The 25403-nt window shown below is 41.7% G+C and carries 18 protein-coding genes; 12 read left to right on the plus strand and 6 right to left on the minus strand.

The genetic code is table 11. From position 1 onward, the window contains the following. The first annotated feature begins 32 nt into the window (after positions 1-32). The 6 genes from BCV39_RS19725 (at position 33) to BCV39_RS19750 (ending at position 8291) form a co-directional block, all read left to right on the plus strand. The gene (locus tag BCV39_RS19725; protein ID WP_102431409.1) at positions 33-1130 is read left to right on the plus strand and encodes a nickel/cobalt transporter; all 1098 of its coding nucleotides are present in this window, start codon (positions 33-35) and stop codon (positions 1128-1130) included. 293 nt (positions 1131-1423) lie between these two features. Then, a complete protein-coding gene (locus tag BCV39_RS19730) occupies positions 1424-1918 on the plus strand; it encodes a YcxB family protein (protein WP_102431408.1) in 495 nt (164 codons plus the stop codon). A 612-nt stretch (positions 1919-2530) separates the two neighbouring features. Then, positions 2531-4039: an EAL domain-containing protein gene (locus tag BCV39_RS19735; protein ID WP_102431407.1), complete on the plus strand. Its 1509-nt coding sequence runs from the start codon at positions 2531-2533 to the stop codon at positions 4037-4039. Positions 4040-4243: 204 nt separating this feature from the next. Beyond that, positions 4244-4546 (plus strand): 3-methyl-2-oxobutanoate hydroxymethyltransferase, encoded by a 303-nt coding sequence (locus tag BCV39_RS19740; protein WP_258185219.1) that lies wholly within the window; start codon positions 4244-4246, stop codon positions 4544-4546. A 1127-nt stretch (positions 4547-5673) separates the two neighbouring features. After that, positions 5674-7245: a hypothetical protein gene (locus BCV39_RS19745; protein ID WP_240698067.1), complete on the plus strand. Its 1572-nt coding sequence runs from the start codon at positions 5674-5676 to the stop codon at positions 7243-7245. A gap of 320 nt (positions 7246-7565) precedes the next feature. Beyond that, positions 7566-8291 (plus strand): metallophosphoesterase, encoded by a 726-nt coding sequence (locus BCV39_RS19750; RefSeq protein WP_102433628.1) that lies wholly within the window; start codon positions 7566-7568, stop codon positions 8289-8291. A 29-nt stretch (positions 8292-8320) separates the two neighbouring features. Here BCV39_RS19750 and BCV39_RS19755 read toward each other — a convergent pair whose 3' ends face one another. Continuing rightward, positions 8321-9247, minus strand: coding sequence for a hypothetical protein (locus tag BCV39_RS19755; RefSeq protein WP_102433633.1), 927 nt, complete (start codon positions 9245-9247; stop codon positions 8321-8323). A 387-nt stretch (positions 9248-9634) separates the two neighbouring features. Between BCV39_RS19755 and BCV39_RS19760 the strand changes: the two genes are divergently transcribed. Both BCV39_RS19760 and BCV39_RS19765 read left to right on the plus strand, forming a co-directional pair. Next, a complete protein-coding gene (locus BCV39_RS19760; RefSeq protein ID WP_017106209.1) occupies positions 9635-10072 on the plus strand; it encodes a hypothetical protein in 438 nt (145 codons plus the stop codon). Position 10073: 1 nt separating this feature from the next. Next, positions 10074-10250 (plus strand): DUF1289 domain-containing protein, encoded by a 177-nt coding sequence (locus BCV39_RS19765; RefSeq protein ID WP_020477243.1) that lies wholly within the window; start codon positions 10074-10076, stop codon positions 10248-10250. Between the two features lie 8 nt (positions 10251-10258). Here the strand turns inward: BCV39_RS19765 and rcnR are convergent, their stop codons facing one another. Continuing rightward, a complete protein-coding gene (rcnR, locus tag BCV39_RS19770; RefSeq protein ID WP_008223718.1) occupies positions 10259-10534 on the minus strand; it encodes a Ni(II)/Co(II)-binding transcriptional repressor RcnR in 276 nt (91 codons plus the stop codon). A gap of 132 nt (positions 10535-10666) precedes the next feature. Then, positions 10667-11557: a LysR family transcriptional regulator gene (locus BCV39_RS19775; protein ID WP_102433629.1), complete on the minus strand. Its 891-nt coding sequence runs from the start codon at positions 11555-11557 to the stop codon at positions 10667-10669. Between the two features lie 116 nt (positions 11558-11673). Here BCV39_RS19775 and accD point away from each other — a divergent pair, with 116 nt between their 5' ends. Beyond that, the gene (gene accD, locus BCV39_RS19780) at positions 11674-12537 is read left to right on the plus strand and encodes an acetyl-CoA carboxylase, carboxyltransferase subunit beta (RefSeq protein WP_102433630.1); all 864 of its coding nucleotides are present in this window, start codon (positions 11674-11676) and stop codon (positions 12535-12537) included. Between the two features lie 153 nt (positions 12538-12690). Here accD and BCV39_RS19785 read toward each other — a convergent pair whose 3' ends face one another. Beyond that, positions 12691-16122, minus strand: coding sequence for a hypothetical protein (locus BCV39_RS19785; RefSeq protein WP_102433631.1), 3432 nt, complete (start codon positions 16120-16122; stop codon positions 12691-12693). Between the two features lie 455 nt (positions 16123-16577). Continuing rightward, positions 16578-19097, minus strand: a complete 2520-nt coding sequence (locus BCV39_RS19790; protein WP_102431800.1) for an FG-GAP-like repeat-containing protein — start codon at positions 19095-19097, stop codon at positions 16578-16580. Between the two features lie 634 nt (positions 19098-19731). On the opposite strand from BCV39_RS19790, the gene BCV39_RS19795 reads away from it, so the two are divergent. From BCV39_RS19795 to BCV39_RS19805, 3 genes are all read left to right on the plus strand, one after another. Next, on the plus strand, positions 19732-20826 hold the full coding sequence (locus tag BCV39_RS19795; protein WP_102431294.1) for a methyl-accepting chemotaxis protein: 1095 nt from the start codon (positions 19732-19734) through the stop codon (positions 20824-20826). A gap of 176 nt (positions 20827-21002) precedes the next feature. After that, on the plus strand, positions 21003-23045 hold the full coding sequence (locus BCV39_RS19800) for an FUSC family protein (RefSeq protein WP_102431295.1): 2043 nt from the start codon (positions 21003-21005) through the stop codon (positions 23043-23045). A gap of 202 nt (positions 23046-23247) precedes the next feature. Beyond that, positions 23248-23493: a hypothetical protein gene (locus BCV39_RS19805; RefSeq protein ID WP_048658464.1), complete on the plus strand. Its 246-nt coding sequence runs from the start codon at positions 23248-23250 to the stop codon at positions 23491-23493. A gap of 58 nt (positions 23494-23551) precedes the next feature. Here the strand turns inward: BCV39_RS19805 and BCV39_RS19810 are convergent, their stop codons facing one another. Then, positions 23552-25363 (minus strand): PLP-dependent transferase, encoded by a 1812-nt coding sequence (locus BCV39_RS19810; RefSeq protein ID WP_102431296.1) that lies wholly within the window; start codon positions 25361-25363, stop codon positions 23552-23554. Between the last annotated feature and the right edge of the window lie 40 nt (positions 25364-25403).

The raw sequence follows: 25403 nt of genomic DNA on the forward strand, positions 1-25403 counted from the left end.
TGAGAGTGAACTCTGATATAGGTTTTTGTTACATGCTGAAAAATCAAATTCAAACAAAATACTACCTGATAGGTGCCACTGCCTTAATACTCGTTGCTATAGGCGCATACCAACTGTGGGTAATGTGGCCATCATTGGTGATATCCAGTATTCAATGGCAAAGAGAAATCAATTCCGAGCTCGCAGACCTACTCTATGAAGCTAAATCCAATCCTTGGGGGGCAGGCAGTTACCTTATCGGATTCAGCTTTATCTACGGCATGCTTCATTCACTTGGCCCGGGCCACGGCAAGGTCATCGTTTCGACCTACTTAGCCACTCACCCAACCAAAGCGAAAGCCAGCTTAGTGCTTACAATCGTATCTGCATTCCTACAAGCATTGGTCGCGATCTTATTAGTTAGCGTTTTGCTGTGGGGCTTTAGCGCTTCTATGCGAATGGTGAATGACAAAGCAAATATGTTTGTTTCATTAAGTTTTGCTTTAGTTGCAGTGGTCGGTGCGTTGATCTGCTGGAAAGCACTCAGAAACATCTACCGTTCAATCCGTAAACCAAAACTGAAAGTGAAAGCCATCACCACATTAGCTGCCGGTACGTCTTCGCCAATTTCAGTCCAATCACCAATGGCGCTTCGCTCATCAGTACCAGCTGGTTCAATGATGTTGACCCCATCTAACGCATTACAACCGGCAGAACACGCTCACGCAGATCATTCACATGCAGACTGTGGATGCGGCCACCAGCATGTTGCCGATGCAGACGCTATAAACAAAGCTTCAACACTTCGTGAATATGCGGGAATCATCGTGACGATAGGCGTGAGACCATGTACTGGCGCGATTATGGTTCTGCTTTTCGCAAACATGGTTGGTTTATATTGGATGGGTGTTGTCAGTGCTTTTGCCATGGCGATTGGTACTGCTTTCACAACCTCGACGATTGCTATAATGACACTAACAGGCAAGAACTTGGTAAAACGCTATTTGGCTGCAGGTAATAAGAGTAACAGTGCGACACTGAAAGCCGCAGGTCATTATTTACAACTATTTGGTGGGGTTTTGCTTGTCTTAATTGGCTTGTTGCTAATGAGTGGGCAAGACAGCGGTATGTCCCCAGTGTTTACGATGTAACGGTTATAGATGCGCTCTATTACGATTAGAAGTTAATCACCATTACCGTAAACTAAAGACCTCTCAACAAGGGGGCTTTTTATTTTAGTGACATAAACACCCGTTAACCTTATTCAAACAATGCATGACTGTTAGTCTAAATAGACCTTGTCAGTATCATCGACTTACAAAACAAAACCAAAATAGCTAAAGATAAGCCATAAGAAGCGATACAATACCCAAGTTGCGAGATCGCAGCATGAAATACCAATTCAAAGAAAACCCATTAACAAGAAGCATTAAAGTAGCCTCACATGTCTAAAGAACCCGGTTTCACAACAGAATACAAACTCGACAAGACGTTTTTCGCGGAGTGTTATGATCAAACTAGCCTTCCGACTCAATTTCCAAAAGCCTACTTAAAAGGAATACTGTTTCTTATTTTTGGCGTGGTTCTACTGGAGTTTGAACTGTTACCTAACGGTTATGTTGGTTGGTTCTTTATTGTTTTGAGTGTGATTGAAGCATTCAGTGTGTACTGCAAAAGAACCTGGTGGTTATGGCGACAAAGAATCAGCTCAGGCGCAGGCAGCAAAATTGTCTTTCAAGGTGATGCTAGCGGGGTGAGTTACAAAAACCACAAAGCCACCAATACTATCGCTTGGAGTGACATCGACCAACTTGAACAGACCGATCTCGGCTTTATCCTTCATATTGGAAAACAGCGCCAATATGTCAGTAAATCTTGTTTAAGCGATGAAGCAATCGCGTTCATGATTGAACAGCACGAAGCTTCTAAAGCGAATTAACAAAATGTACTAAGGCCTCACAAATTTGAGGCCTTAGTATTACCTGCCTTTGAGAAGCTGACTCCCATCGCACTACGCTTACCCCATTGACCTAAATCACACCAAAATAGTCCGATCTCTTTCTTACTCCTCAACGAATACTCATCAAAAGATATCATTGCCGCCTCTTATCCACTGAACACAAAAATATAATGGGTTTATTTGTACAGCAAAGTCTATTAAATGGACATTTACCATTGAATAATGTGTCCCTGGCAATTAATTAACCCTTAAGATTAAAAGGATTAATTTCAAATGTATTGTTCCATTATCCGAAGGGAAAAGAATCTAACCTAATACTGATGATTTGATGAAGAGACGCTAACGTAAACAACTTACCGCGCCAGTTAAAATAAAGCTGTGCGTACTTAAACCTTATGCACACACTTGAGCAATGTTTTCGTCAAATTGAGAATGACAAGCGAAAAAAGAAGCAATCATCAGTGAATTTGGTAAATACTACCTTATACTGACAATTATATATTGATCCTCTATGTAACATTGGAGTTACTAGCATCTAATTCCATACCCTACTCGTTCAATAATAAGATGATTAACTAAACTAGGTTCTCTATGTTTGCAAACAAAAAAACTAGCCCAACATATCTAATATGTCTTTCTTTTATTCCCAGTGTCTTGGCGCTCACTTTTTTGTATCTCAGTTTTGGCCGTTCACTGGATGAGCAAGCAAACCAGAAAGCAATGAATATTGTTCAAGAAGTAGATGAGATTCTTGAGTTTGGTAAGGAGACCAACACGAGTGCTTTAAAGCTATTGCAAAGCTCTAATACCTGTGAAGACGAGGCCCTCGCCCTTAGACATCTTGTAGCAACCATACCTTACGTACGAAGTGCCAATCTAGCGAAAGACAATGTAATCTTCTGCACCTCTATCTGGGGTGAAAGCAATTACAAGTATGATCCTACCGCATACACTTCAGGACAATTACTGCTGCTTAATGGAAGTAACGTTGATACTTCTCACCCTCTTATCGTGGTGAGGTCAACGTTGGATGATCACGCGGCATTAAGTGGAATTGATAGCCTTTACCTGAGAGAGTCGCTCACTTCAGACAGCAAGTTACGGTCATTTATTGCAGTCGGTGATAAGTGGCTTGATAGTAAAGAGTTGACCGTAAAAACAAACCCGGTAGAAAAACTCATCTCTTGGCATCAAGTATCATCAAAACAGTTTCCTTATAGCGCACACGCAGGTTTTGCTTACCCTAATATGCTAACGGCATTCTGGGTCAAGGATAAGCAACACATTGTAGCCATCATACTGCTGCAAACTCTGTTTGCCCTTTATCTTGTGTGGCTATCAAGGCGTCCCTCTAATCTATACCTCGAAATCGAACGAGCAATGGAGAGGAAAGAGTTTGTCCCGTACGCTCAGCCGATTGTGAATAGTGAAACTCGTGCAATACAAGGCATAGAGATTCTATTGAGGTGGAAACACCCAGTACAAGGTGTCGTGAGACCAGATCTTTTCATTCCTAAGGCTGAAACCTCTGGTCTTATTGTACCTATGACACATCAATTAATGCGGCTCACTGCTATGCAAATTAAGCCTTTCATAGACAAGCTACCTAATGGTTTCCATGTGGGTATAAACATCTCACCCCAGCACTGTTCAAAAGGCACATTACTGGAGGCGTGTCAGGAATTTATCGATATTATTGACTGTGACGACGTTACTCTAGTTCTAGAACTCACAGAAAGAGAAGCACTAAACTACTGCGATTTAACGGATGATATTTTCGGGAAAATCAAGGCGCTCGGATGCAAGATAGCAATAGATGATTTTGGTACGGGCCACTCCTCTTTGGTTAACTTACAAAAAGTAGACCTCGACTACCTAAAGATTGACCAAACCTTTGTCCGAGACATTGGCGTTGACACAATAACAGGCCACCTGCTTCAAAACATGATCACCTTGTCGCACGACTTATCACTAGATGTTATCGCGGAAGGCGTTGAAACAGAGCAACAAGCCGATTATTTAAAAGAACGAGGCGTCAACTACCTACAGGGCTTCTTGTTCGCTAAACCAATTCCACTTGAAGAGTTTTTGAATAACTAAATAAGCCATTGAGAATAGCTAAACAAAGCAAGCTGAGAGTATTTGTCTATTGCTCTCAGCTTGTAAAAGATGCATCAACCTTTAAGTAACTCAATAAATCTCGCCGGGCTTCTTCCTGTCATCATCTTAAACATATAAATAAATGATGATGGGGAGTCATAACCAAGCTCGGAAGAAGTCCCGCTAACACTTTTCCCTTTTATCATTACAGCACGAAAACTCGAAAAAATTGGAGCATTTTCATTACTTGTTGAAGGCGTCGATGCGCTCACAGCTCGAGAAATCACCCGATCTGTATCGATCCCGACTATTGGTATCGGAGCTTCACCCGAATGTGATGGTCAAGTGTTAGTGACCGAAGACATGCTTGGTTTATTCACTGAATATACACCTAAGTTTGTCAAAAAATACATCGACCTAAGCCAACTAATCAAAACATCATTTAGTGAATATGAACAAGAAGTGAGAAATGGGGCATTCCCTACTCGTGAGCATTGCTTCGATTAATTTGCCTGTTCATTGACACTCTGGGTGCGGAAAATATCAGCGCTAGATCAAACAAAATGTGCATATATCGGGTATTTCCCGTTCAAATATCACACTTTCCCAATTACAAATTTGCAACATCTACAACATAATGTTCATATTCAACCGTCTGCATAACCTTGTAGAATATCTTTACTATGAAATAAGGGCTTTTCATTTGTAATGATTCTTCTCGTTTGTATTTGCCATCCTTCGGGGTGGCCTTTTTTTAATTAAAGCCTTAGGCCATTTTCATGTCTTCGCACGTACTTACACCGAACTAACTCGACGAATTTATCAATAAAAACTCTTATATATTAATACTTTACACACCATCAAGTTATCTCATACCCTATTACCTCACACACAAAATTAGGACCTATCATGTTAAAATGGACAATATTTTTTCTACTGCTCTCAATAACAACTCACGCGGCAGCTTCATTAGATCCATTGGGTAATGGCAATATTCTTTAGTATTTAAGAAGTCACTTAGTCAATTAAATTTAGCGTATTAATAAACACAGTTTTCCAGTACAACACTTATATTCTCTTTTTAAATTAAATCTGATACTAATGACGTGTTTTATTTAAAAAGAAAAATAAGTGTTCCAAAGCCACGTTCCACTCTCGCATTACTCATTGTAAATTCAGCGACAACTTACATCTAACCCTTACAATAAGCTCCTCCGATTGATAACGCTAAATCACACCTTATCTTTCCTCCCTACCCCACGCGGCAAGTACTAATAATAACCTTAAATTAAAAAAGGATTATTTAATTTAAAAATAATCGCCTATATTGCGTCAAAAAATAACAAGCGACAAATGACTGACCAAATACCTCAGAATAATCAATCTTAGGTGGGGATATATATTACAGATATGCTGCCCGTTACCTAAAATCGTCATTTAACCAACCATTTATAAAACATTAGTTTGCACAGCTGACAATACAATAAAAATAACTATAATCGCGCAACTCTTTAACAAGTCGACAAAGGTATTTAAACAAAGCGTCCTAACTTACTCGTATTCATCCCAAGATTTGAATACACAATTATTCTGCTCAGAATCATTGACCGCTCGCAACAAAACACCTGATTCCAATGTTGGTTTCAGATAAAAATAAAGTGACGGTTGAGTTAGAAAGAAATATCAATCACACAATCAAGAACACAGGTCAGCTCATGCAAAACAAGAACATTAAGAAACACACTATTTCAATCGCAGCAATGCTTGCTATAGCCCTTACTGGGTGCGGTGGTGGCTCAAGCGGCGGTGGCTCGAATGGAGGAGGCTCAAACGGTAATGGCTCAATTGATCCGGCACCGCTCGTTAAGCTTCCGGCCCTCAAATCACTGAGTATTCCCCAAACCAACTTTCAGACAATTGAGCCTTCTAATTTTTACATTGAGCCCGCAAGCAATACGGCATTAAATATGATGGCATACAAAAATTCACAAGGTGACGACCACATATTCGAAGTTGCCTTCCAGCCATGCGAACAATGTGATCCCCCCGTAATGCCCACGGTTACACGTGTCTTCGATATCAACCAAAAGTACACCATGTTCAATATGAACAACTCAACGGTTGCTTGGAATGGTCAAACGTATCATGGCAATTACCCTGTCATCATGGACAAACAAAGTGGTCAGCTCTATCCCATCGTGATTGATGGTAATGTATCGGAATTTGACGCCCAGTTAGCCAACGAGAGTCCATTTCTTAGCCAACAGAAACAAGGTGATTTAATACCAAATACGACACTATATAGCTTTGACATTACAGACGACGTTCATTGGCATACATATGGAATCTTCAAAGCGGTACTAGAAAACAATGCCTTTGTCTTCAAGACGTTAAAGAGTCATGCGCGTGCCGATGAGCGAGACATGCAGATAGATGCACAAGGTAACATTCTTGTCAACTATCAAGATCCACATACATCTACAAATCATGCAATAAATTTTAATCACTATGCCTATATTAAAAATTCAGATGAATATCAGGAACTAGACTATCACGATACTCATTCGCGTTATGATTCCTTCAGAGTGGTTGATGGCAAGCTAGCAGGGATCGACCATGCAGAGCGAAACTACTTTTCATTTGTTAAACCAGAGGGAGACAAGTTAGTCTCGACGATAAGCCAATACGATATTACGAGTTCTATAGGCAACACAGTTAACACTAGCAAACGCAGCCCACAAATTAATGGTTACGATATGAATATTGGTTGTGTCGTTAATAAGCTCAATGAGAATAGCTACGATTACGTTGGGGAAAGTGAGCTTATAGAGAGAAGTCGCCCCTACTCTTCATTCGATGCGTTGAGAGCCTCGCAACATACCCTGTTTTGCGTCGATTACAATGAATCTTGGGTTAAGGAAGGGGTAACAGTCAAAGTATCGGCATTTGATACTGAGACTGAAACATTCTACGACTTTGATACCGGTATAGAGCTTAACAAGGATTTTTACGCACCAGACGTTGATAAATTAACCGCTATCGATGGCGCTGTCGTACAATCTGATCAAACGGTCATGCTGTACATGAATCAAGTCCACAGTGACGAGATCGTAGAGTTTTACATCAACCCAATTTTAAAGACGGTTGAGCAAAGAACTAATCATGGCTTTATATCTCCTACTGGGTTCGCTTCTTTAAGCCACTAAGGTTGAATGCTTTCCTCCACTAGTTTATGGGAGCCGTTCTCTTAAACCTACCTCACACTATGCCTGCTCATACAGCAGGCATTTTTGTACTAATTAAAACTAACGGACGCATGGCGATCCAGGAGCTTGGGAGCAAAGAGTGACCGGATAACATAGCTGAACAATTTGTAGAAAATGGTAAGCTAATTAGTATCTTGTATGATTGGCCATTTAAACCCGTAGAGCGATATACGCTCTGGCTGAACCATAAAGGTGAACACCTAAAATAAAAGCGCTGCTTGATTATCTCACTCAAGAATTGAAATGACCGGACGCCAATAATGAACACCATTTACCAAATCAGTGATTGCCACCTTTCAGATGAATCCAGCTATGAAAACCTGCGAAAAGCACTGGAATACGTCAACAAAGACACGAAGTGTGAGACCATTTTTCTTACCGGTGATATTTGTTGTAACCCCAAACTGGGAGACTACATTCGATTAGAGGCGTTCATTAGGCAACACATTAGCAAACAATCTATTTACGCGATTGCAGGCAACCATGACGACTCTTCCTTGATGCGTAAAGAGTTAAAAGGATCGACGATCTGCGTGACCGATAGAGCCAACGTTTGTGGGCGTGAATTTCTATTTCTCGATTCGAGTTTCAAACCCAAAGGCAGCGTTCACCCGCTCGGTTCAGGACGTATCAATAATCGTGGCCTGGCCCAGTTAAAGAAGCAACTGAGAAAAGCAAGCCACCCTATCCTTGTTATTCACCACCCTATCATCCCTGTCGGTGCCGATTGGATGAAAGCAATCCGTCTTGAGAACGATTTTTACATGATGAAGGTGCTTCAGAAATATGGAGTACGAGAGGTGATTTGTGGTCATGGGCATGATCAAATAACAACGACACAACAAGGCATGACCCAGTATATGGCACCTTCTACAGCTTATGGGTTCGACCACTCGATTGAGGAGTACAATCGCAGTGATAAGATTGGATTAAGCAAGCTCTCCGTATCACAGTACTCATTTGATTATCTGGTTATCTACCTTTGAATATGTGCGTTTGAACTTACGCGCTACAACTAACTGGTAAGCCATTCATCTAACACGGAGATGAATTTGGGGTTTATGAGATAACCAATAGAAGCGTGCGGGTTACTTTGCCCGTCACACACATTGAGATTGTAAATTGGATAAATGTCTTTCATTCCACCAGCAATCAAATCCAGTTTGAGCATCTCTTGAAAGTCATTTTTGATTTTGCTGTCGTGAGAGATAAAGTCATCTTCAGCCGACAAGTTCACCCACCTATGAATATTTAAAGGGTACTTTTTCATGCCCTCTAAACGGCTCCCTTTCAAGCGCTCTTTTACACTCTCGTCGCCCAATGGTGAACCTAACGTAACCAGAAGATCGATCTTCTTTTTAGCGCCGTAAGCGTTTCGGTACTCACTGTAATGGGAGAGTTTCCATAACACGTCATAACTGATCATTGTGCCAAGGCTATGTGCGACGATCATCACCTCATCTTGGTTATCTAACGCCTCTCTCAGCTCCACCATTAATCGATACCTTACGTCGCTACCAAAGTAAGAGTCTTCATACCAATAATGAGTCATGTCGGGCGCAACTAATGCTATAAGTGGCTCTGCCATTTTCAAACGACTAAGCACAGAAGAAAAAGTATCCGCGAGCGCCTCTTGCAGATACCCGGCCTTTGAAACTTCACCATACGTTTTCTTATTAAACTGGTGGGACTTGTACCCTTTGAGATCGATCAAAGCCTGTTGTCGGACGAGCGGCTCTTCAGTTGGCTTGTTCAATAATGTGTTTGATAAGTCGCCAAAATACACGAAACGCTTCTCGATATTCTGGAAAGCTTGGAGTGAATCAGAACCTTTACAGTCACGCTGTAATCCATGTTCGATAGCATCGTACCACAATGATTGAAGCGACTCCCTGTCAGGCTTTTGCCCCCGACCGTGGATAAATATAATTTTCTTTGCCATACCTGAAACCTCGTGTTCACTACCGACATTAATCATCGGGCGGCTATTTTCCTGAAAATTAACGAGGATAGAACCGATTAATCTCGCCTCCCTTGTTTTATGCGGCCTACATAACTGAAATGTACCCTCGTTAAACATCAACTTGTCAGTTTTAATGCGTAAATACCCCATACATGAGGGCCTTGAATCACATGGGGAATACTGCTGGGTCAGGGTGCATCAGTGTCCTTTCAAAACAAGCCAATTCCTATTCTGACACGCTGAGATAGGCTCTAAGATTCGGTGATATACAATAACCACATATACTAGGGGGTAGTATTTTATACTCAGGGGGAGTATAGTTTTTTTAACACACTATCTCACAAACCACGGCTTAAGAGTTTCCATATGAAAGATGTTAAAGGTGTTTTCCGCAACCTAGAGAAGATGCTAAGAAAAGCAAACTGGTTCGAGGATGGTTGGGAGATCTATAACCGTGGCGAGTACCTTCAGTTATATAAAGAGACTTGGTTCAACCAAAAACAGGGCGGTATCCACTTTGAGACCTTTATCGAAGGGCCTCAAATTAAGCAAAAGGCCTTTCCTGTTTGCATGCATGCGGAAGAAGACTGCCCTTCCCAAGCAGAATTTATACGCCAGTTTAAAGCACTAGAGAAAGCTCGCATTGAAAGTTGGAAAGGCTATAAAACCCAAGATAACAGTTACGGGATTTGCCAGAGAACCCTCCCCCTAAACTTTAAAAACCTAGAACAGCGTTTGTTCGAAGAATTCAACCGGCTGCGCTCACTTGAAGCCAGTGTAGAGAAAGTACTAGATAGGCTCTAATATGAAAAAACAGAAAAGCCCTTGTATTGATATGTGCGATTTTTCACACGACAAAGGGTGGTGTTTAGGCTGTGGTAGAACACGAGAAGAGTGTAAGGCCTGGAAATCAATGAAGCCTTACGCTGTTAATGTTCTCAAGAAAGAACTAGTAAAAAGAAAGGCTCAAATGAACCGCTAAAGCAAGCGCTATTTGATGTATGAATCCAATACTTTCAGTACCACTTCCATATCTTCTTCACGCTGAACTTTGTCATCTTCCAGTACCACATGCTCTAGAAGGTGACCTTTAATGACCTCTCTCATCAAGCCATTCACTGCGCCACGAATCGCTGCTATTTGCTGCAGTACGTCTTGGCACTGTTGCTCGTCGTTATCGAGCATCTTTTTTAAACCATTGACCTGACCTTGTATTTTACTAACTCGGGCCTTTAGTTTTTTCTGATCTTTGGCTGTATGTGACATAACGTAGGTACTCAAGGTAATTAAAAACAAGCGGTTAACTTGTAATGTAGCACTTTAGCGATACTGGGGGGTAGCTTTTCAGTACCCGTTATTACGCCCCTAGACAAGGGGGTGTTTAAATGACCTACTGATTTATTTTGCATGGTGCTGCAAGTGCTCGATAAAAGCAGGAACCCTCTTCGCAATATGTTTTCTTGAGGCATAAAACGCATACAGGACTAAGTCTGCGGGCTGATATTCGAGCTCCACGATTTCTAATTCACCAGCTTCAACCTCTTCACGACAAAGCTCAGCTGGTAGTATCGCAAAGCCTAAACCGGCCAATGCTCCAGCTTTAGCAAGCTGACCACTGTTGACCTTAAATGATGATTTGACTCGCTGTGTTACCCATTCACCATGATCGTCTATAAATACCCAAGGCGTTCCGTTCAATGCGGTAAAGCTACTGATACAGGGCACGTGTTTTAGATCTGTAATCTGAAACGGTTTTGAGCAGGTTTGAAGAAGTTTAGGTGAAGCAACGACTACACTCGGCCAACGTTGGATTTCTTTGGCGATCCAGCTGTTGTCTTCTAACTTTCCTCGATGAAAACTGACAATAACGTCAAAGCCGTCGATCAGGTCCTCTTTTGGACTGATGCTGGTATCACAACACAGTGATATGGATGGGTACTGGTTGCAAAAGGAAATAACAGCTTGAGCTAATTCGGCAGAGTCCGGCATTAAGATGTTTAACTGCCCCTGCACCTCTTGAGAGTGTTGTGTGACCTCTTCTATCGCCTGGTTGAGTTTATCCAACAAGGGCTGCGTGCGCTGATAAAGATGCTCTCCAGCTTCCGTTGGAGCAATACGACGCGTGCTTCTCACAAACAGTCTTACGTCTAGTTGTTGCTCTAACAACGCAATATGTCGGCTAACATTTGAAGTCGGTAAACACAGAAACTCTGCCGCTCTTTTGAAGCTATTATTCTCATAAACACAATGAAAACTCTTTAGCCATTGCTGATCAATCTTATCCAGCATATCCCCTCACAGATAATCCCATATTATTGGATTATAAAGCCAAATATTGCCACTTTATTACCAAAATCAGGCTTATACAATATTCATCACTCGAACGATGGGAATAAAGGTTATCCATGAGCTGGCTAGAAAAACTATTGAATAAGAATAACTTAAAAAGTAATCGTAAAGCGTCAGTCCCAGAAGGTGTCTGGATCAACTGCCCTTCTTGTACTCAAACCTTGTACCATATCGCACTCAAGGAAAACCTACAGGTGTGTCCAAAATGTGGACATCATATGCGCATGACAGCACGTCTTCGTTTAGAAACATTTCTCGATAACAGCGAACGTACGGAGTTAGGTGATCAACACCAACCAAAAGATCTACTCAGCTTTAAAGACAACAAACGCTATACCGAGCGACTGGCCTCTGCACAAAAAAGTACAGGTGAGGAAGATGCACTGGTCGTGATGAAGGGCGAGATACTTGGAATGCCAGTTGTCGCATGTGCTTTCGAATTTGCTTTTATGGCAGGGTCAATGGGATCCGTTGTAGGCGCTCGATTTGTCGATGCAGTCAATAAAGCAATTGAATCAAACTGCGCACTGGTATGTTTTTCAGCGTGCGGGGGCGCGCGCATGCAAGAATCACTCATGGCATTGATGCAAATGGCGAAAACCAGCGCTGCGCTCAAACGATTGTCTGAAGCTAAACTGCCCTATATCTCGGTACTAACAGACCAAACCTTTGGCGGTGTCTCAGCCAGTTTAGCAATGCTGGGTGATATCAATATCGGTGAGCCTAAAGCGAGAATCGGTTTCGCGGGCCGAAGAGTCATTGAACAAACGGTACGGGAAAAGCTACCTGACGGTTTTCAACAGAGTGAATTCTTACTCGAACATGGTGCTTTAGACATGATTGTAGATAGGCGTGACATGCGTAAAAAAGTTGCAAGACTTATAGCCATGATGACCAATACCACCCATCAAAAAGCGTGAGCTGAAAAAGCGAAGGCACTTAATATAGAGCAGCTCTAAGCCCTATTGATTTTACCCGGATTGATTTAACCACTGCCCCACTCGATTACTTGTTCAGAGGAGGCAGTGTAACCTAATAGCTCAGTGTCACTGAGGACACGAGTACGAGATCAATTATGCAGTTGCACTCTGATTTTGAAGATATTCAAGGTATTGATTTAAAACCTCTATATCATCAGAGCGCTCGAGTGCTTTGGGATGAGTTTTACGAATCGTATCAATGCTATTTTTCACATCTAAATATGATAAAACGGCTTGTTCGGATTCGATGGACGGTTTGACGTAAGCCTTAGTCCCCTCGAGCACATTGCTTAAATCTAAACGGCTCTCGTTGAACATTTGTTTCATTATCACTGCAGACTTAACCATACCAGAGCGACCATCACCTAACGCACAATGGACTAACACATTCCCTTCGCGTGTACTCAATAAGTCCAGAACCCGATTCGCTAGACCATCGATATCTTCACTTGAAGGCTGTGTAAGGGCTTTGATAGAAAAGAAGTCCTTGATATACGTCGTCTTGTTAGAGATATACTCGATATTGTGACTCGCTAATTGCTTGGTTAGCGATACGATCTCTCTTGCCGACATCCCAGAATCAAGGGAGATCAATGCCGCGACATTGTTACGTTTCAGGTTCTCACAAAACGTCATCAGCTGCGCGCCAGTAGAATAGTTTTTATTAGGTCGGCCAATCGAACCAATTCTAAGCTCGGGGTGAATGTGGATGTTCTCAACTTTCCCCTTGGTGTTAGTAGCCTTTTGAACGACAGTTTTTTTGAATATCGGCTTCTGAACACCTTTTATCTTGTGCTTTGCAGGGGTAGATTGGCTAAACTTCGTGCCACTCCAGTCTACCTGGGTTGGTACAGTACCGAACTTTTTGATTTTTACTTCAACGGGAATCCCCAGCTTCGCCGCGGCAATAAACCTGTGCTGTCCATCCAGAATATGAATGCGGCCAGTTTGTGGGGAACGCCAACCAGAAATCAAAATCGGTTCATCCGCCTGCCTTACTATAGAAACCTTTTCATCGATGATAGATTGAAAAACTTCAGGCTGAGCTGGCAATGGAATCTTATTGTCCGATACAACTTTCCCAACGGGTCCTTTTCCATTAAAACACCAGTCAAACGTTTCAAGTACAACGTTTCCAGAAGAGGCACCGTAAGCACTATTCACTTTAAAGCTGCCCGCCCCACCACTTAAGCCCATCGTTTTGATGGTTTCTAAACGTTCACTGGTTTCTTTCATGAACTTGTACTTTTTAATCGCTCTTATCTTATTTTTTAGATCGCCGATGGCATCGCTCGATATAAATTTAGAACGACGTATAAATTCGTCAGAGATATCGTTAACAACGCTTCTCATGAAGGCCGTTTTAGATAAACGAATCACTCTGATATTTTTCACTACACAAGCATTTACAATAACAGAGAGATTAACATCCAACGCCTTAGCGATCGGGGAAAAAATGGGAATGATGTCTGCTAGAAGTACAATTGAATCAAGCAAAATCGATTCAACATCTTGAATATCTACCTCATAATCAGGATCATTTATCATCTTCTGCGCGACTTGTAAGAACGGAACCTTGTTGTTTAATGCGGCTTCCATTGAGCTTTCAGTAAACAGAACTTCCTTCATTTCGACCAATTTGTCGCTCAGAGATAACTTAAATTCATTCGCAACCAGATCTTTCAAAAGATAATTCTCTTGGAACTGTTTTTTGGTGCCAACCTTTTTAAACGACTGAGCAATCAGGTTAAACTTAAGGAGCGTCGTCTCTTGTACTGCGTCCCACATAAAGTTATCAAATCTATGATTGCGCAATAAGAAAGGTTTAGGTTGCTCCTGAGTGTCGTCAAAACCTGTTGGAATGTTCAATTTTAAAAAGATAGCGTTTAACGCTTCGTAAGATACATCTTTCCAGTTCTCATCCGGTTTAGGTAACACTTCAATCAACTGAGTAACAAGCTCGTTATCGGCCCCACCTAGGTAAGTCACTCGGTGATGGAATGCAAATGTGCTGACTAAGAAGTGGCGATGGTTACTATCTTTCACGAGAACCACTCTGCCACTCATGCCTAGATGAGTTTGTAGCATCAGCACCGCTGGTTTTATCGCTAAAGTGATAGCCTCTGTCGTCGGTGCAGACATAAACAAATTAGCAAATAGAGCAATAAAAACCTTCACTGAATCATCACAGTTAGGAAATTTCTCTTCTACCAATCGATACGCTTCAGCAATACCCTCTGCTTTGCCGACCACATAGTCATCAAGAATATTTTTGATCGCATTCTTACTGTAGAAAGGCAATATGATATCTGCGGATGAAATGATGCTGACATTGCTATTCAAGTCACTTTGATAGATTGATTGATCACGAATCAGAGTGTTCAAATCTTGCTCGATATCAGAGTTTTTATAATCGACAAACTGCGCATAATATTGACTGTCCGAGTCGAAATTTTCTCTGCCTACTATCTTTTCAATAGCTAGAGTCGATTGACTATCATCCCCTTCCAGATCCATGACTTCAGAAAGTACACTGATTAAATTAATAACATCATTAAATCGTTCTATTACTGTAGGCTTTTCATAAACAATAATATCTTCTAGCGTAATAGCGTCACTGTAAAATAACGCCATGGTATCCATTACCTGAAACTCTAGACCATTCCTAGACTTATCTCGGATCAGTACCTTCTTAGGAATATTATTCTTTAATAAAATTTGGTCGAAGGTTTCGTCAAAATAATCCAACGAAGTGTTCATCTCATCAGATATTGCTGCCATTTTCGCCAAAGCTAAACGGAAAGCAGCTTTATCATCACCTTGAGAGAAAGCATGATAAATCTCTATTTCTCTCGTAGCATCATTAAGCACTTTAGTTATATTAAATTCATCTAAACTATCGTGAATATTTCCGCTTAACGCTCTTTGTACGATGCCGTTTACTTTTTTCTCTGAGATTTTAGCACCCGATTCCGGAATGAGCTTTATCTCCTCTTTGAAGCCAGTGCTGCTAATAGCGAACAGTACTTGCGACTTTTCTGCTTTAAGAAACGTGTAGATCAAAGCGCTTTCTAGCCTAAAATACAAACTGTTCTCATCGTACTTTAAACTTGTGATTGCACTGTTCAATGACTCCCCTAACAAGCCATCATTACGACGCTCGATAAGATCTTCGATATAAATCATTGTTCTCGCAATACTTGATTTCACAGCGAGGTTTCTAGATTTTTCATCACTTTTATAACGATAGCTGATCGTGTTCATCACACTTATTTTCAAGTTCTGTATGAAAATCAAGCTGTTTAGGTCGTTGATCTTACTGACTATATAGTGCCTTACGTAGTACTTATCATCGATAGCCTTGTAATCCTTTAAAGAAAGAGTTTCATACTCAGCAAGTTCCTTGTTAACAACCTCTAGAATTTGAGACATTTTTTGTATTTTTTCTAGGTTGCTATCACTATTTGAGCATATACCTTCAATTTCTTTAATATCCACATCTCTATGTGAACTACTTAATAACACAAGCTATTTCCTTATTGATATTTTAATTGGGATATTGATGATAACTTACATTATATGTTTTTTTAAATAACTTTAATTATTTAAGGTTTTGGTAAATTAGGAATAGTAAAATTAGAATACAACTAATTTAGAGATCAACTTAATTAGAAACTAGTTTATTAGAAGAATATAAAAAGGGATTACACATTAAATGTCTATAAATTTTCTAATTATCTTCAAACATGCATTTTAGGAGTTTTATATAAAAAATCAGGTAAGATTATGTCGTCATTCCATGGCCACATAAAATAAAAAGAATATGGTTATAGGGGCTGAATTGTAGGTGCTAAAACACATCGCATAGAGAAGTCGTTCTATTAGTCATAGAATGACCTCCAACATTTATGCAGGCCCTCCTATTGAAAGGAGGGCCTTCGTAGCTATAGCGTCCCTTGTAACTATACCGTCCCTTGTAACTATCGCGTCCCTTGTCTAACTTCTTGCTCTCTACCGTTTAAGTCTCTATCAGAGTCACCGTATAACACATGAACGGTACCATCATTGTTGTTACCGCCACTGCCTAGGTCTTCAAATGGAACACCTATGACGAGATCGTCCTTGTCATCACCATCAAAATCTCCAGCCATCAAGCTGTAGCCAAACTTGTCGTCCTTTTCGACGCTACCAGTGATATTGTTTTTATTTTGATTGTATTCACGGCTTCCGCTTAATCGTAAGCCGTTACCAGAACCAAAGAATACATCCACTTTGCCTCCATTGTCCTTGCCCGCCAAGTCTTCCGTTGGTGAACCAATAGCTAAGTCTTGATAACCATCACCATCAAAGTCTCCAGTCGTTAGTGCGAAACCAAATTTATCATCTTTTTCAGCGGAGCCATGCACACCAGACTTGTCTTGATGAATCTCACGAATGCTATTTCTTGAAGGGCCACTGCTTGTACCTCTGAGCACGAAAACATTTCCGTCATTATTGTTTCCGCCAGAGCCCAAATCCTCGTATGGAACACCAATAACGAGCTCATCAAAGCCGTCATTATTAAAATCACCAGCTGCTAGCGTGTAGCCAAAATGGTCGTTCTTTTCAGCACTGCCAGCAAAACCACTTCTATCACCATGGTAAAAACGATACTCCATCGTACGAAGACCTTGGGTGGTGCCAAAGAGCACAACAACCATCCCTTCATCATCACCATCACCTAAATCTTCATATGGCGCGCCAACCGCTAAATCGCCTAGCCCATCGCCGTTAAAGTCTCCAGCCGCTAACTCATGTCCAAAACGGTCATCTTTCTCTGCTGCCATGCGCTCTAAGCCGGAGTTATTTTGATGGAACCTACTAATACGCTTCTTACTTAGCCCATTGCTGGTGCCATAGCTCACATAGACTACGCCTGCATTATCTTTAGAGCCGATATCTTCATATGGAGAACCGATGGCTAGATCATCATAACCATCCCCATCGAAGTCGTGGCTGGCTAATGCGAAGCCAAACTTGTCTTCTTTTTCTTGCTTGCCCTTACTAATATTGGCTTCTTTTAATAATTGATAGCCTGAAGTAGTGAGTCCTTTGTTACCTCCATACAGCACAGTGACCATACCAACATTAGATTTCCCATCGATATCTTCATTTGGGGACCCAATGGCAACATCATCAAAACCATCATTGTTAAAATCACCGCTCGCTAACGCAGAACCAAACAGGTCACCGCCTTCAGTAAACATGCCAGACAATCCGCTAGAGTCTTGGTGAAAACCTCGGGAACTCAACATACTCAAGCCTTTTGAAGGAAGTGAATCACCTCCGTAAACCACCGTCACTGCGCCGGCATCATTATCACCATTGATATCCTCAGTCGGGTAACCAACAAGCAAATCAGCCACGCCATCTCCGTTGTAATCACCACTAGAGAATACCTTGCCAAATGAATCGTCCTTTTCAGCTCGACCACGAACCATGACATCTCGGTTATTCAAATTAAAATCAATAATTTTCCTGTTTTTACCTTCAGAAACGAAATCTCGTAAAACAATGTTCGAACGGCTTCCCTTGTGGTAATGGTTGTAAAGCCAACCGATGGAGTTATGTTTCGCAGTTTTAGCATCATACTCTTTCAAGTTTGTCGAAAAGCCCGTCACGTTTTTGCAAAATAGATTAATACTTAAGGTACATAATGCTGTACTGGCCAGGGTTTCAGCCACACCTTTGAGAATTACCTCCGCAGTGGGAGTAACAATGTGCTGCTCCGTATATAGTCGATTGTTGTTTGCGCTTCGACTCTTAGCTAACTCCGACGAAATCCAATTTCCTATTTTATTAGGGTTTTGATAGATGTCCTCTTTGTAATAGCTATTTAGACGTTGGCGCGGCCAAAAACTGGCCCCACATCCAGACACACCTTTATCAGGTATAATAATTAAGTTTCCGGCTTTAATGAGATCTTTGTATTTAGATGTTGGTTTTAACTCATTTGTTATTAGATGCTTTGAGATGGAGTTGTTAGTACACAAGGATTGATAAAAATTATCAGTGTTAGTTACATTACGGACAAATGTAGACTTTATGATGACGATTTCGCCTCGGTTTTCATCTAAGAACTGGCTTACCTCATTTAAAATGTTGTCGATTTTTCCGTAAATAAGCGAGTGAGCAAAGTAATACTCCCCTCGGTCTTCATATATTCTCAAATCTAAAAAGCGTGTACCGGCATTCAACTGCTTTCTTACACTCAAATCTTGTGTCTCAGACCAGTCTCTTAGTTTCGAAAGTGGGAAATTAACGCCGGCTGCCTTTTTACTATAGTTTTGCGCGTCGTAAGCACCGCTATCGTGGCTCCCCGGAATAATAATATTGTTAAGCGGAGTATCTCGCCTTGTGTTACTGAAAAGATCCTCCATCCACCTCTCGGTGCTATAACTCAAGGCAGGTTGAGAATTCAAAGCGAGTATAGCCGCTAAAGCCAATGTCTTTATTTTCATTTTTTTAATCCATTAAAGTTCGATATGAGATATTTTTAGCTATGACCATATCTACTATTGAGTGCATGACGTCCCATATACGAAGTATTTCCCGTCACTATAGAATGCTTATATCCACAATAATTAAATGGTTCTAACATTTAATTATTGATAAATAAAATATTATATAAGCGAGTAATAACAAATGTGAATGTTAAGGTTTTATTTATTCATTAGCAAGCCTATTGCAATCTGAATATTAGAAAAATTAATAATGACAACCAACTTAATAAGAATTCATTCTAAAGAGTATTAAGTGAAAATTTGTTCAAAAAACAACCCTACCTCTTGCATTAGTGCGTTCTAATTTAAACGATAATTAAGACTTAACATTAATAATGTTAATCAACATAAAACCACCTATTAAACAGTATTATGAAAGCTGGTAAAAAATAGATAAAAAACTAAATACCCAAACAAAAAAGTGATTTACTAGTCATTAATCAACCTAGCCAAGATAATAAGGCTAACAACCTAATAATATTTTGTTACAATCCAACCAGTAATTATTACCTTTAAAACCAATACGTTATCAACCCCGAGCTTCATTATCAGCCCCTTGAATAGCTTTTCGCTCTATACATATAGGTATTTTATGTTTGGAATAAAACAAATAAAACTAGAAAACCAATTACTAAAAAAACAACTAGCCGAACTAAAAAAGAAGCATCAATCTGATATTAATGCTCTCGAAATGGAATTAAATAAGTCGCAAAACCTTGCTCAATCGACACATCAACAACATCGTAACAGCAGTGAAATGATGTCTAATTGCTTGAAAGGTGGAGATATGCTCAAAACCATTCAAAAAGAGATGGTTGAAAGTGCTAAATCTATGGCTCATGAAAACCAAGAGCTTCAACAGCTAGATGATATGTTTAAACAAACACATCAAGCATTGGTTCGCCTAGACAACCGAGCAATCAAGATCAGCGATCAGGCGTCTCAAAGCATTCAATCTGTGGATATATTGGATCATACGGCTGGTGCTATTTCTAACCTTGTATCAACTATTCAAGAGATTTCTGACCAAACGAACTTACTGGCACTAAATGCTGCTATCGAGGCCGCTCGCGCGGGTGAGGCTGGACGCGGGTTCGCTGTCGTCGCCGATGAAGTAAGAACCCTTGCAGGTAAAGCCAGCGAAGCCAGTGAAAAAATTGATTCATTGGTGAAACAAGTTTTGACTCAAGTAAATGCGATTAAAACCTCTATCGGTGAAAACCAAGTTTGTGCAGAAGAAGTTTCAGCATCTTCTGCACAAATTAGCTCAATTGTTAATGAAGTCGTCGTGAAGTCAGAAAACATGAAGCAAGTTATTCATATTGCTTCCACTCGCGCTTTCTTGGATTCGGTGAAGCTCGATCACGCCATTTGGAAAAATAACACCTATCGTTTACTCCAAAGCGGTGCCTTTAGTGAAACGATCAACACTCACTCAGAGTGTCGTTTAGGTCAGTGGTATTATCGTGGTGATGGCAAGGCTTACAACCACCTGAGAAGTTATCAATTGCTTGAAGAACCTCATAAACAGGTGCATGACAATGGTCGTAAAGCAATGAATCAAGCAGCATCTGAGGACATTGAAGGAACAATTAAATCAGTTAAAGCTATGGAAGACGCAAGTATCCAAGTCGTGTTCCAAATTGATCGTTTAATGAATGAAATTATAGAAACTGAATCAATGTAGTTTTTGTCGAGCTCATAGATACCGTTCAGACCAGAGATCCAACGAGTAGGTCAATCCCAAGCATCTTGATATATTCAAATTTTATTCGTGGCACTCTATAGTTACAGAGTGCCACTAAATGATTGGATTCTTTTCTAAAGTTGGTCCATCTAACAAGTAAAAAACAAGGTATCCACATGACGTTTTCCCCTGCCATTCTACGTAAGATCTGGTACGACCCAGCCATCAATTTGGGGCTTCGTGCCACCAGCGCCATTGTACTATTTCTCGGTTTAGGCGTGTTGTTCAACCAACCCGCTATCGCCATGACTGCGCTGATGACAATGCCAGCCGCCTTAATTAGCGGGCTTGACGCTGCAGGCCCTAGGCGGTGGACGCGCTTTGCTATTACCGCCACCACTTGGGGAGCCACTCAAGCCATAAGTTACCTACTACTTATTAGTGGACTGCCTTTATGGATAACCTTTGGGGTACTTGGTGCCGTACTTGCTAGCGCTGCAGTCAATGGGCCATTTTGGGGGCGACTAGGCATGTCGAGCCTATTAATAGCCGTCGTCACCCTCTCACTTCATAATTCCAATTCAGCACTAAGCTTGTACCCTATGTTGGTACTCGGGCCTCTTACTTTTGCGCTGTTTAGTTGGCTTTGGTTTGCGTTATGGAAGCACTATGCGCTGCGTGTGTGTCTATCCGCAATTTACGAAACGTTGGCAGATTACATCCAATATCGCCAAGCATTCCTGCTAGGTAGCGAAAATGATGCACCGAAAAGACGCATCAAATACCAACTCATCGAGTTGTTCCAACAGGCTCTTCAATCCGAATCTTTTCGATCTAAGCAAGCAGATGCTAGTTCACTCCGACAAGCTTTGTATCTCGCTCTCGATACGTTTGAAGTGATACTCAGCAGCCACACAACGAATCCCGATCTAATGAACCAATTTCAGTCCAGCAAACACAAACGAGACTTGCTATTGGTTTGGAGCCAACATTGTCAGCAAAGACTAAGACACAAAGCAAAACAGCTTCTACACAACACTAACGAAGAGATGAGGCACTTAAGCTCATTAGAGCAAGAAGCCAATGACTTGATTGAAGCGGTCAAGCTCGAAGACCAACCCCGTTTTCGTTATTGGGCATACGCAGTGAAGCACATTTCCCGTCGTATTGAGCTTAATGAACCCGCTTATGAACGCTCTTTTGAAGTTCAGCCGTTCGAATTGTCTTTTCGCCTACCAAGCCGAGGCAACCCTATTTGGCGTCATGTTACCCGTGTTAGTTTGATGTTTTCCCTTGGTGCAGGAATTGCGGAATATTTTGAATTGATTCGCCCGGACTGGGTGCTGATTTCAATGCTAATGGTGATTCAGCCTAGCTTCTTAGCAACACGAAGTAAAACATGGCAGCGCTGTTTAGGTACGGCGCTTGGCGTGCTATTCGCCACATCTTTGATTCACATTGGTGTGCCAACGACCGCGATGTATACGCTAATTGTCATTCTCTTGCCCGTCGCGATGCTTAATATCATGCGCCATTACTCACTAGCCATTGGTTGTATTACCGCGCTATTGATTTTGGTTTATCAGGCCATGGCACACCAAGGGCTCGACTTCGCAGCGCCACGTTTGATCGACAACATAGTTGGGGGCGCGATTGTCCTACTCGGTTATAGTTTGTTATGGCCTCAATGGCGAGGCAAAGAGATCCACAATCAAGCGTTAAAAGCGCTTAATAGTTCCAAAAACTTGTTTGTGTATTGCTACGAACAGCTACAAATTGACACCGAACAACATGACCATCTTGCATTAACTAAGCAACGTGCTGCCATGTTAACAGCAGAAAGCGACCTTGAACTGATTTACAATGAGATGCAGCAAGAGCCTAAGCACACTCGCGCCGATCCTCACTATTACGAAGACATGCTGAGTCACTATCGATTATTGAGCCATTACCTCTGCTTGCTGATTCCACTTGTAAGAAAAGGTACCCAATACCAAGGCTCGCAACAAGTCGAAAGCTTGATTCATAATGCGATGGATGCGTTGATCAATACCATTCGTGATAACCGCATCCATGAACTGCCAGCGCTAACCAATCAAACCGATGCCGAGCACCCCACTTCTACAACAGGTCAACGCTCAGTCGAAGAAATCATCTGGTTGGCACTGATGACAATAAAGCAAATGCACGATTTAGTTAGGCGTAATCTGGAAAGATAAACTCACTTCAGCAATTAGTTATCCCCGTTTTCCACGTTCAACAAGAAATTGAATAAGTGAGACAAACCCAACTGCATTTCATCGGATTACTGTATTTACACTAGCTTCTTATAGTTAAAATGCCGTATGGTACAAACCATAGAATTATAAAGACTTGCGGCCTTTGCCACAGAGACTCTCCATTTAAACGAAAAGACTGACTATGAATTTTGATATCAATGCACTGAAACACCACCAACTGGTCGAAGATGGTCAACTAGAAGGGTGCTACATTCATCAGCCTGTACAGGGTAGTCTGCCAGACGATAAAGCGGTTTTAGCAGAGCGCCAAGCACTGGAAAAACTAGGTTATAAAGTCGTTCAAGTTAAAGCGAAGGGCGGAACAACAACCTTTGCTGAGGCTATGCAAAAATTCGCCAAGAAGACTGGTCATCAGACCAAGGACTAAGAAATTGGTTAGAGATAAGCACCCTGCCGATTAATAAGTCAGCAGGGTGTTTTTTTATTTACTGAGTGAGCTGACTAAACTTCGGCAAGTTCTTCACAAACCTCTGGTGTACATCCATATAAGTTTGCATATAGATTTCATCGATACGATCGTTACTCGGGAAGCTCGATGAGAAATCAGCGTGTTTGCGGTCAATCGATAACTTCGCTGCTTCGATAATATGAGCAATGAACATGCGAGGATCTTCTAAGCCAATAGAGATACGCATTGTGGTTGGTCTGATGCCGGCTTCATTGAGAGCCTCATCGCTCAGCTCTGAGTGCGTGGTCAGTGCCGGACATAACGCGACTGTATTGGTTTGCCCTAGGCTCACTTGCATACCGATTGCGGGCTCAAGCATATCGAAGAACTGTTTAAACCCATCTCGATTGATTGGTGCACGATGGCCGTTCCCTTCCATATCGATAGTAAACAGCGCCGCGGGTAATCCTAAGTACATGTTGTTCTGGCAATGCTCATAGTTATCACTGTCTGGCAAAGCAGGACACGACACATTGATGTCTGGGTGAGCATCAAAGATCTTTGCGAGAGTCAGTGTATTAATGGTTTTTTGCACCACACGCATCTCATAGGTTTTCATGCCATTGAGCACTTCAAACGCTTTGTCTGCATCTAAGAATGCGCCTTTAATGTAGTACACATTCCAAAACAACGTTTCGTTCCATGGAATAGTGACCTCATCGCCGTTAGGCTTAGTGCAAGTGACCTCTTCTCCTTTTGGAACAAACATGGTCTCGTTGCGGCCAATCACAACCCCAGCGGTTGTGGTGCCAGAACCCGCCAGTTCTTTGGTGTAGGAGTGAATCACATAGTCTGGCCTTTCCATCACATCATCGCGTTTTAGTACTGGGTGCAACAATGGAGTGCCGACTGTCGAGTCAACAATCACATCCCAACCACGAACGTGACCAGCTTTGCTTATACTCGCAACATCCAACACGTATCCATGCGGGTTACACGGTGACTCAAGGTAAACGTAGATCTTCTTACCCGCGGCGAGGCGACCTGCGTATTTTTCGGCAACCTCATCAAGGCGAGTCGCAAACTCATCTCCTGAGTAACCATCCACCCACTCTACCGCGATATTCAGATTCGACGGCTTGCCAAACCAATCTTCCAACAGCTGGTAAGAACCGCCATAGATGTTACGTGAAGCTAATACAATGTCCTCATACCCAAGCAAGTGACTCAACAACCCATCAATGGCCGCCATCCCAGAATTAAAGTTCCACGCGAGGTATTCGTTGGCTCGAGAGCCGGCCTCAATATCAACCATGTGGTTAGCCAGTGAAATCGATGTTGGGTTAAGCAGTCGAGAATAGATATCGTGCAGCGGCTCTTTACCGTTGAACGCATCTTCAATCCATTCTGTGCACGCAAACAAATACGTGGCAGTGCGCGTAATAACCGGGCTTGCCGAGAAGATAGCAGCCACATTATCGAAAATTGGATACGCACCTTTAGACGCAAAATTACCATTATTGGTGGCAATGGATTGGTAAGTGGCACGCATTGGGTTTTGCAGGTTGTCGAGGATCTTAGCGATCTGGAATGACAAGAAACGTTTCGCGTTAAACCAAGCAATTCGGTCACTCTTGTCGAGCTCTGAAAGGCCGTCGACGGTCAGTGCCCAAAGGTCGTGTGTTTTGGTATTGGCTTGGTACAGTGTCGTAGCCAGTTCAATCAGCGTGACGCCGTAATCACTGTTTGGGTCGATACCAAAGTGCTTTGCTTGCTCAATGGCTAGGGCTTCTGCTTGTTCATGTTTGGTTGTTTTACGCAGCGGGCTAAGTTGAGTTGAAGTATTCATAGTTCCTAAGTCATTCCATGCTTGTTGTTCCTCCTTTAAT

The organism is Vibrio sp. 10N.286.55.E10, from assembly GCF_002872555.1.
In the GTDB taxonomy this organism is placed as follows: Bacteria; Pseudomonadota; Gammaproteobacteria; order Enterobacterales; family Vibrionaceae; genus Vibrio; species Vibrio crassostreae.

Bases quoted from the DNA above. Each gene is read 5' to 3' on its own strand.
- BCV39_RS19725 (WP_102431409.1), top strand. From the start codon at position 33: ATGCTGAAAAATCAAATTCAAACAAAATACTACCTGATAGGTGCCACT.
- BCV39_RS19730 (WP_102431408.1), top strand. From the start codon at position 1,424: ATGTCTAAAGAACCCGGTTTCACAACAGAATACAAACTCGACAAGACG.
- BCV39_RS19735 (WP_102431407.1), top strand. From the start codon at position 2,531: ATGTTTGCAAACAAAAAAACTAGCCCAACATATCTAATATGTCTTTCT.
- BCV39_RS19745 (WP_240698067.1), top strand. From the start codon at position 5,674: ATGTTGGTTTCAGATAAAAATAAAGTGACGGTTGAGTTAGAAAGAAAT.
- BCV39_RS19750 (WP_102433628.1), top strand. From the start codon at position 7,566: ATGAACACCATTTACCAAATCAGTGATTGCCACCTTTCAGATGAATCC.
- BCV39_RS19755 (WP_102433633.1), bottom strand. From the start codon at position 9,247: ATGGCAAAGAAAATTATATTTATCCACGGTCGGGGGCAAAAGCCTGAC.
- BCV39_RS19760 (WP_017106209.1), top strand. From the start codon at position 9,635: ATGAAAGATGTTAAAGGTGTTTTCCGCAACCTAGAGAAGATGCTAAGA.
- BCV39_RS19765 (WP_020477243.1), top strand. From the start codon at position 10,074: ATGAAAAAACAGAAAAGCCCTTGTATTGATATGTGCGATTTTTCACAC.
- rcnR (WP_008223718.1), bottom strand. From the start codon at position 10,534: ATGTCACATACAGCCAAAGATCAGAAAAAACTAAAGGCCCGAGTTAGT.
- BCV39_RS19775 (WP_102433629.1), bottom strand. From the start codon at position 11,557: ATGCTGGATAAGATTGATCAGCAATGGCTAAAGAGTTTTCATTGTGTT.
- accD (WP_102433630.1), top strand. From the start codon at position 11,674: ATGAGCTGGCTAGAAAAACTATTGAATAAGAATAACTTAAAAAGTAAT.
- BCV39_RS19790 (WP_102431800.1), bottom strand. From the start codon at position 19,097: ATGAAAATAAAGACATTGGCTTTAGCGGCTATACTCGCTTTGAATTCT.
- BCV39_RS19795 (WP_102431294.1), top strand. From the start codon at position 19,732: ATGTTTGGAATAAAACAAATAAAACTAGAAAACCAATTACTAAAAAAA.
- BCV39_RS19800 (WP_102431295.1), top strand. From the start codon at position 21,003: ATGACGTTTTCCCCTGCCATTCTACGTAAGATCTGGTACGACCCAGCC.
- BCV39_RS19805 (WP_048658464.1), top strand. From the start codon at position 23,248: ATGAATTTTGATATCAATGCACTGAAACACCACCAACTGGTCGAAGAT.
- BCV39_RS19810 (WP_102431296.1), bottom strand. From the start codon at position 25,363: ATGAATACTTCAACTCAACTTAGCCCGCTGCGTAAAACAACCAAACAT.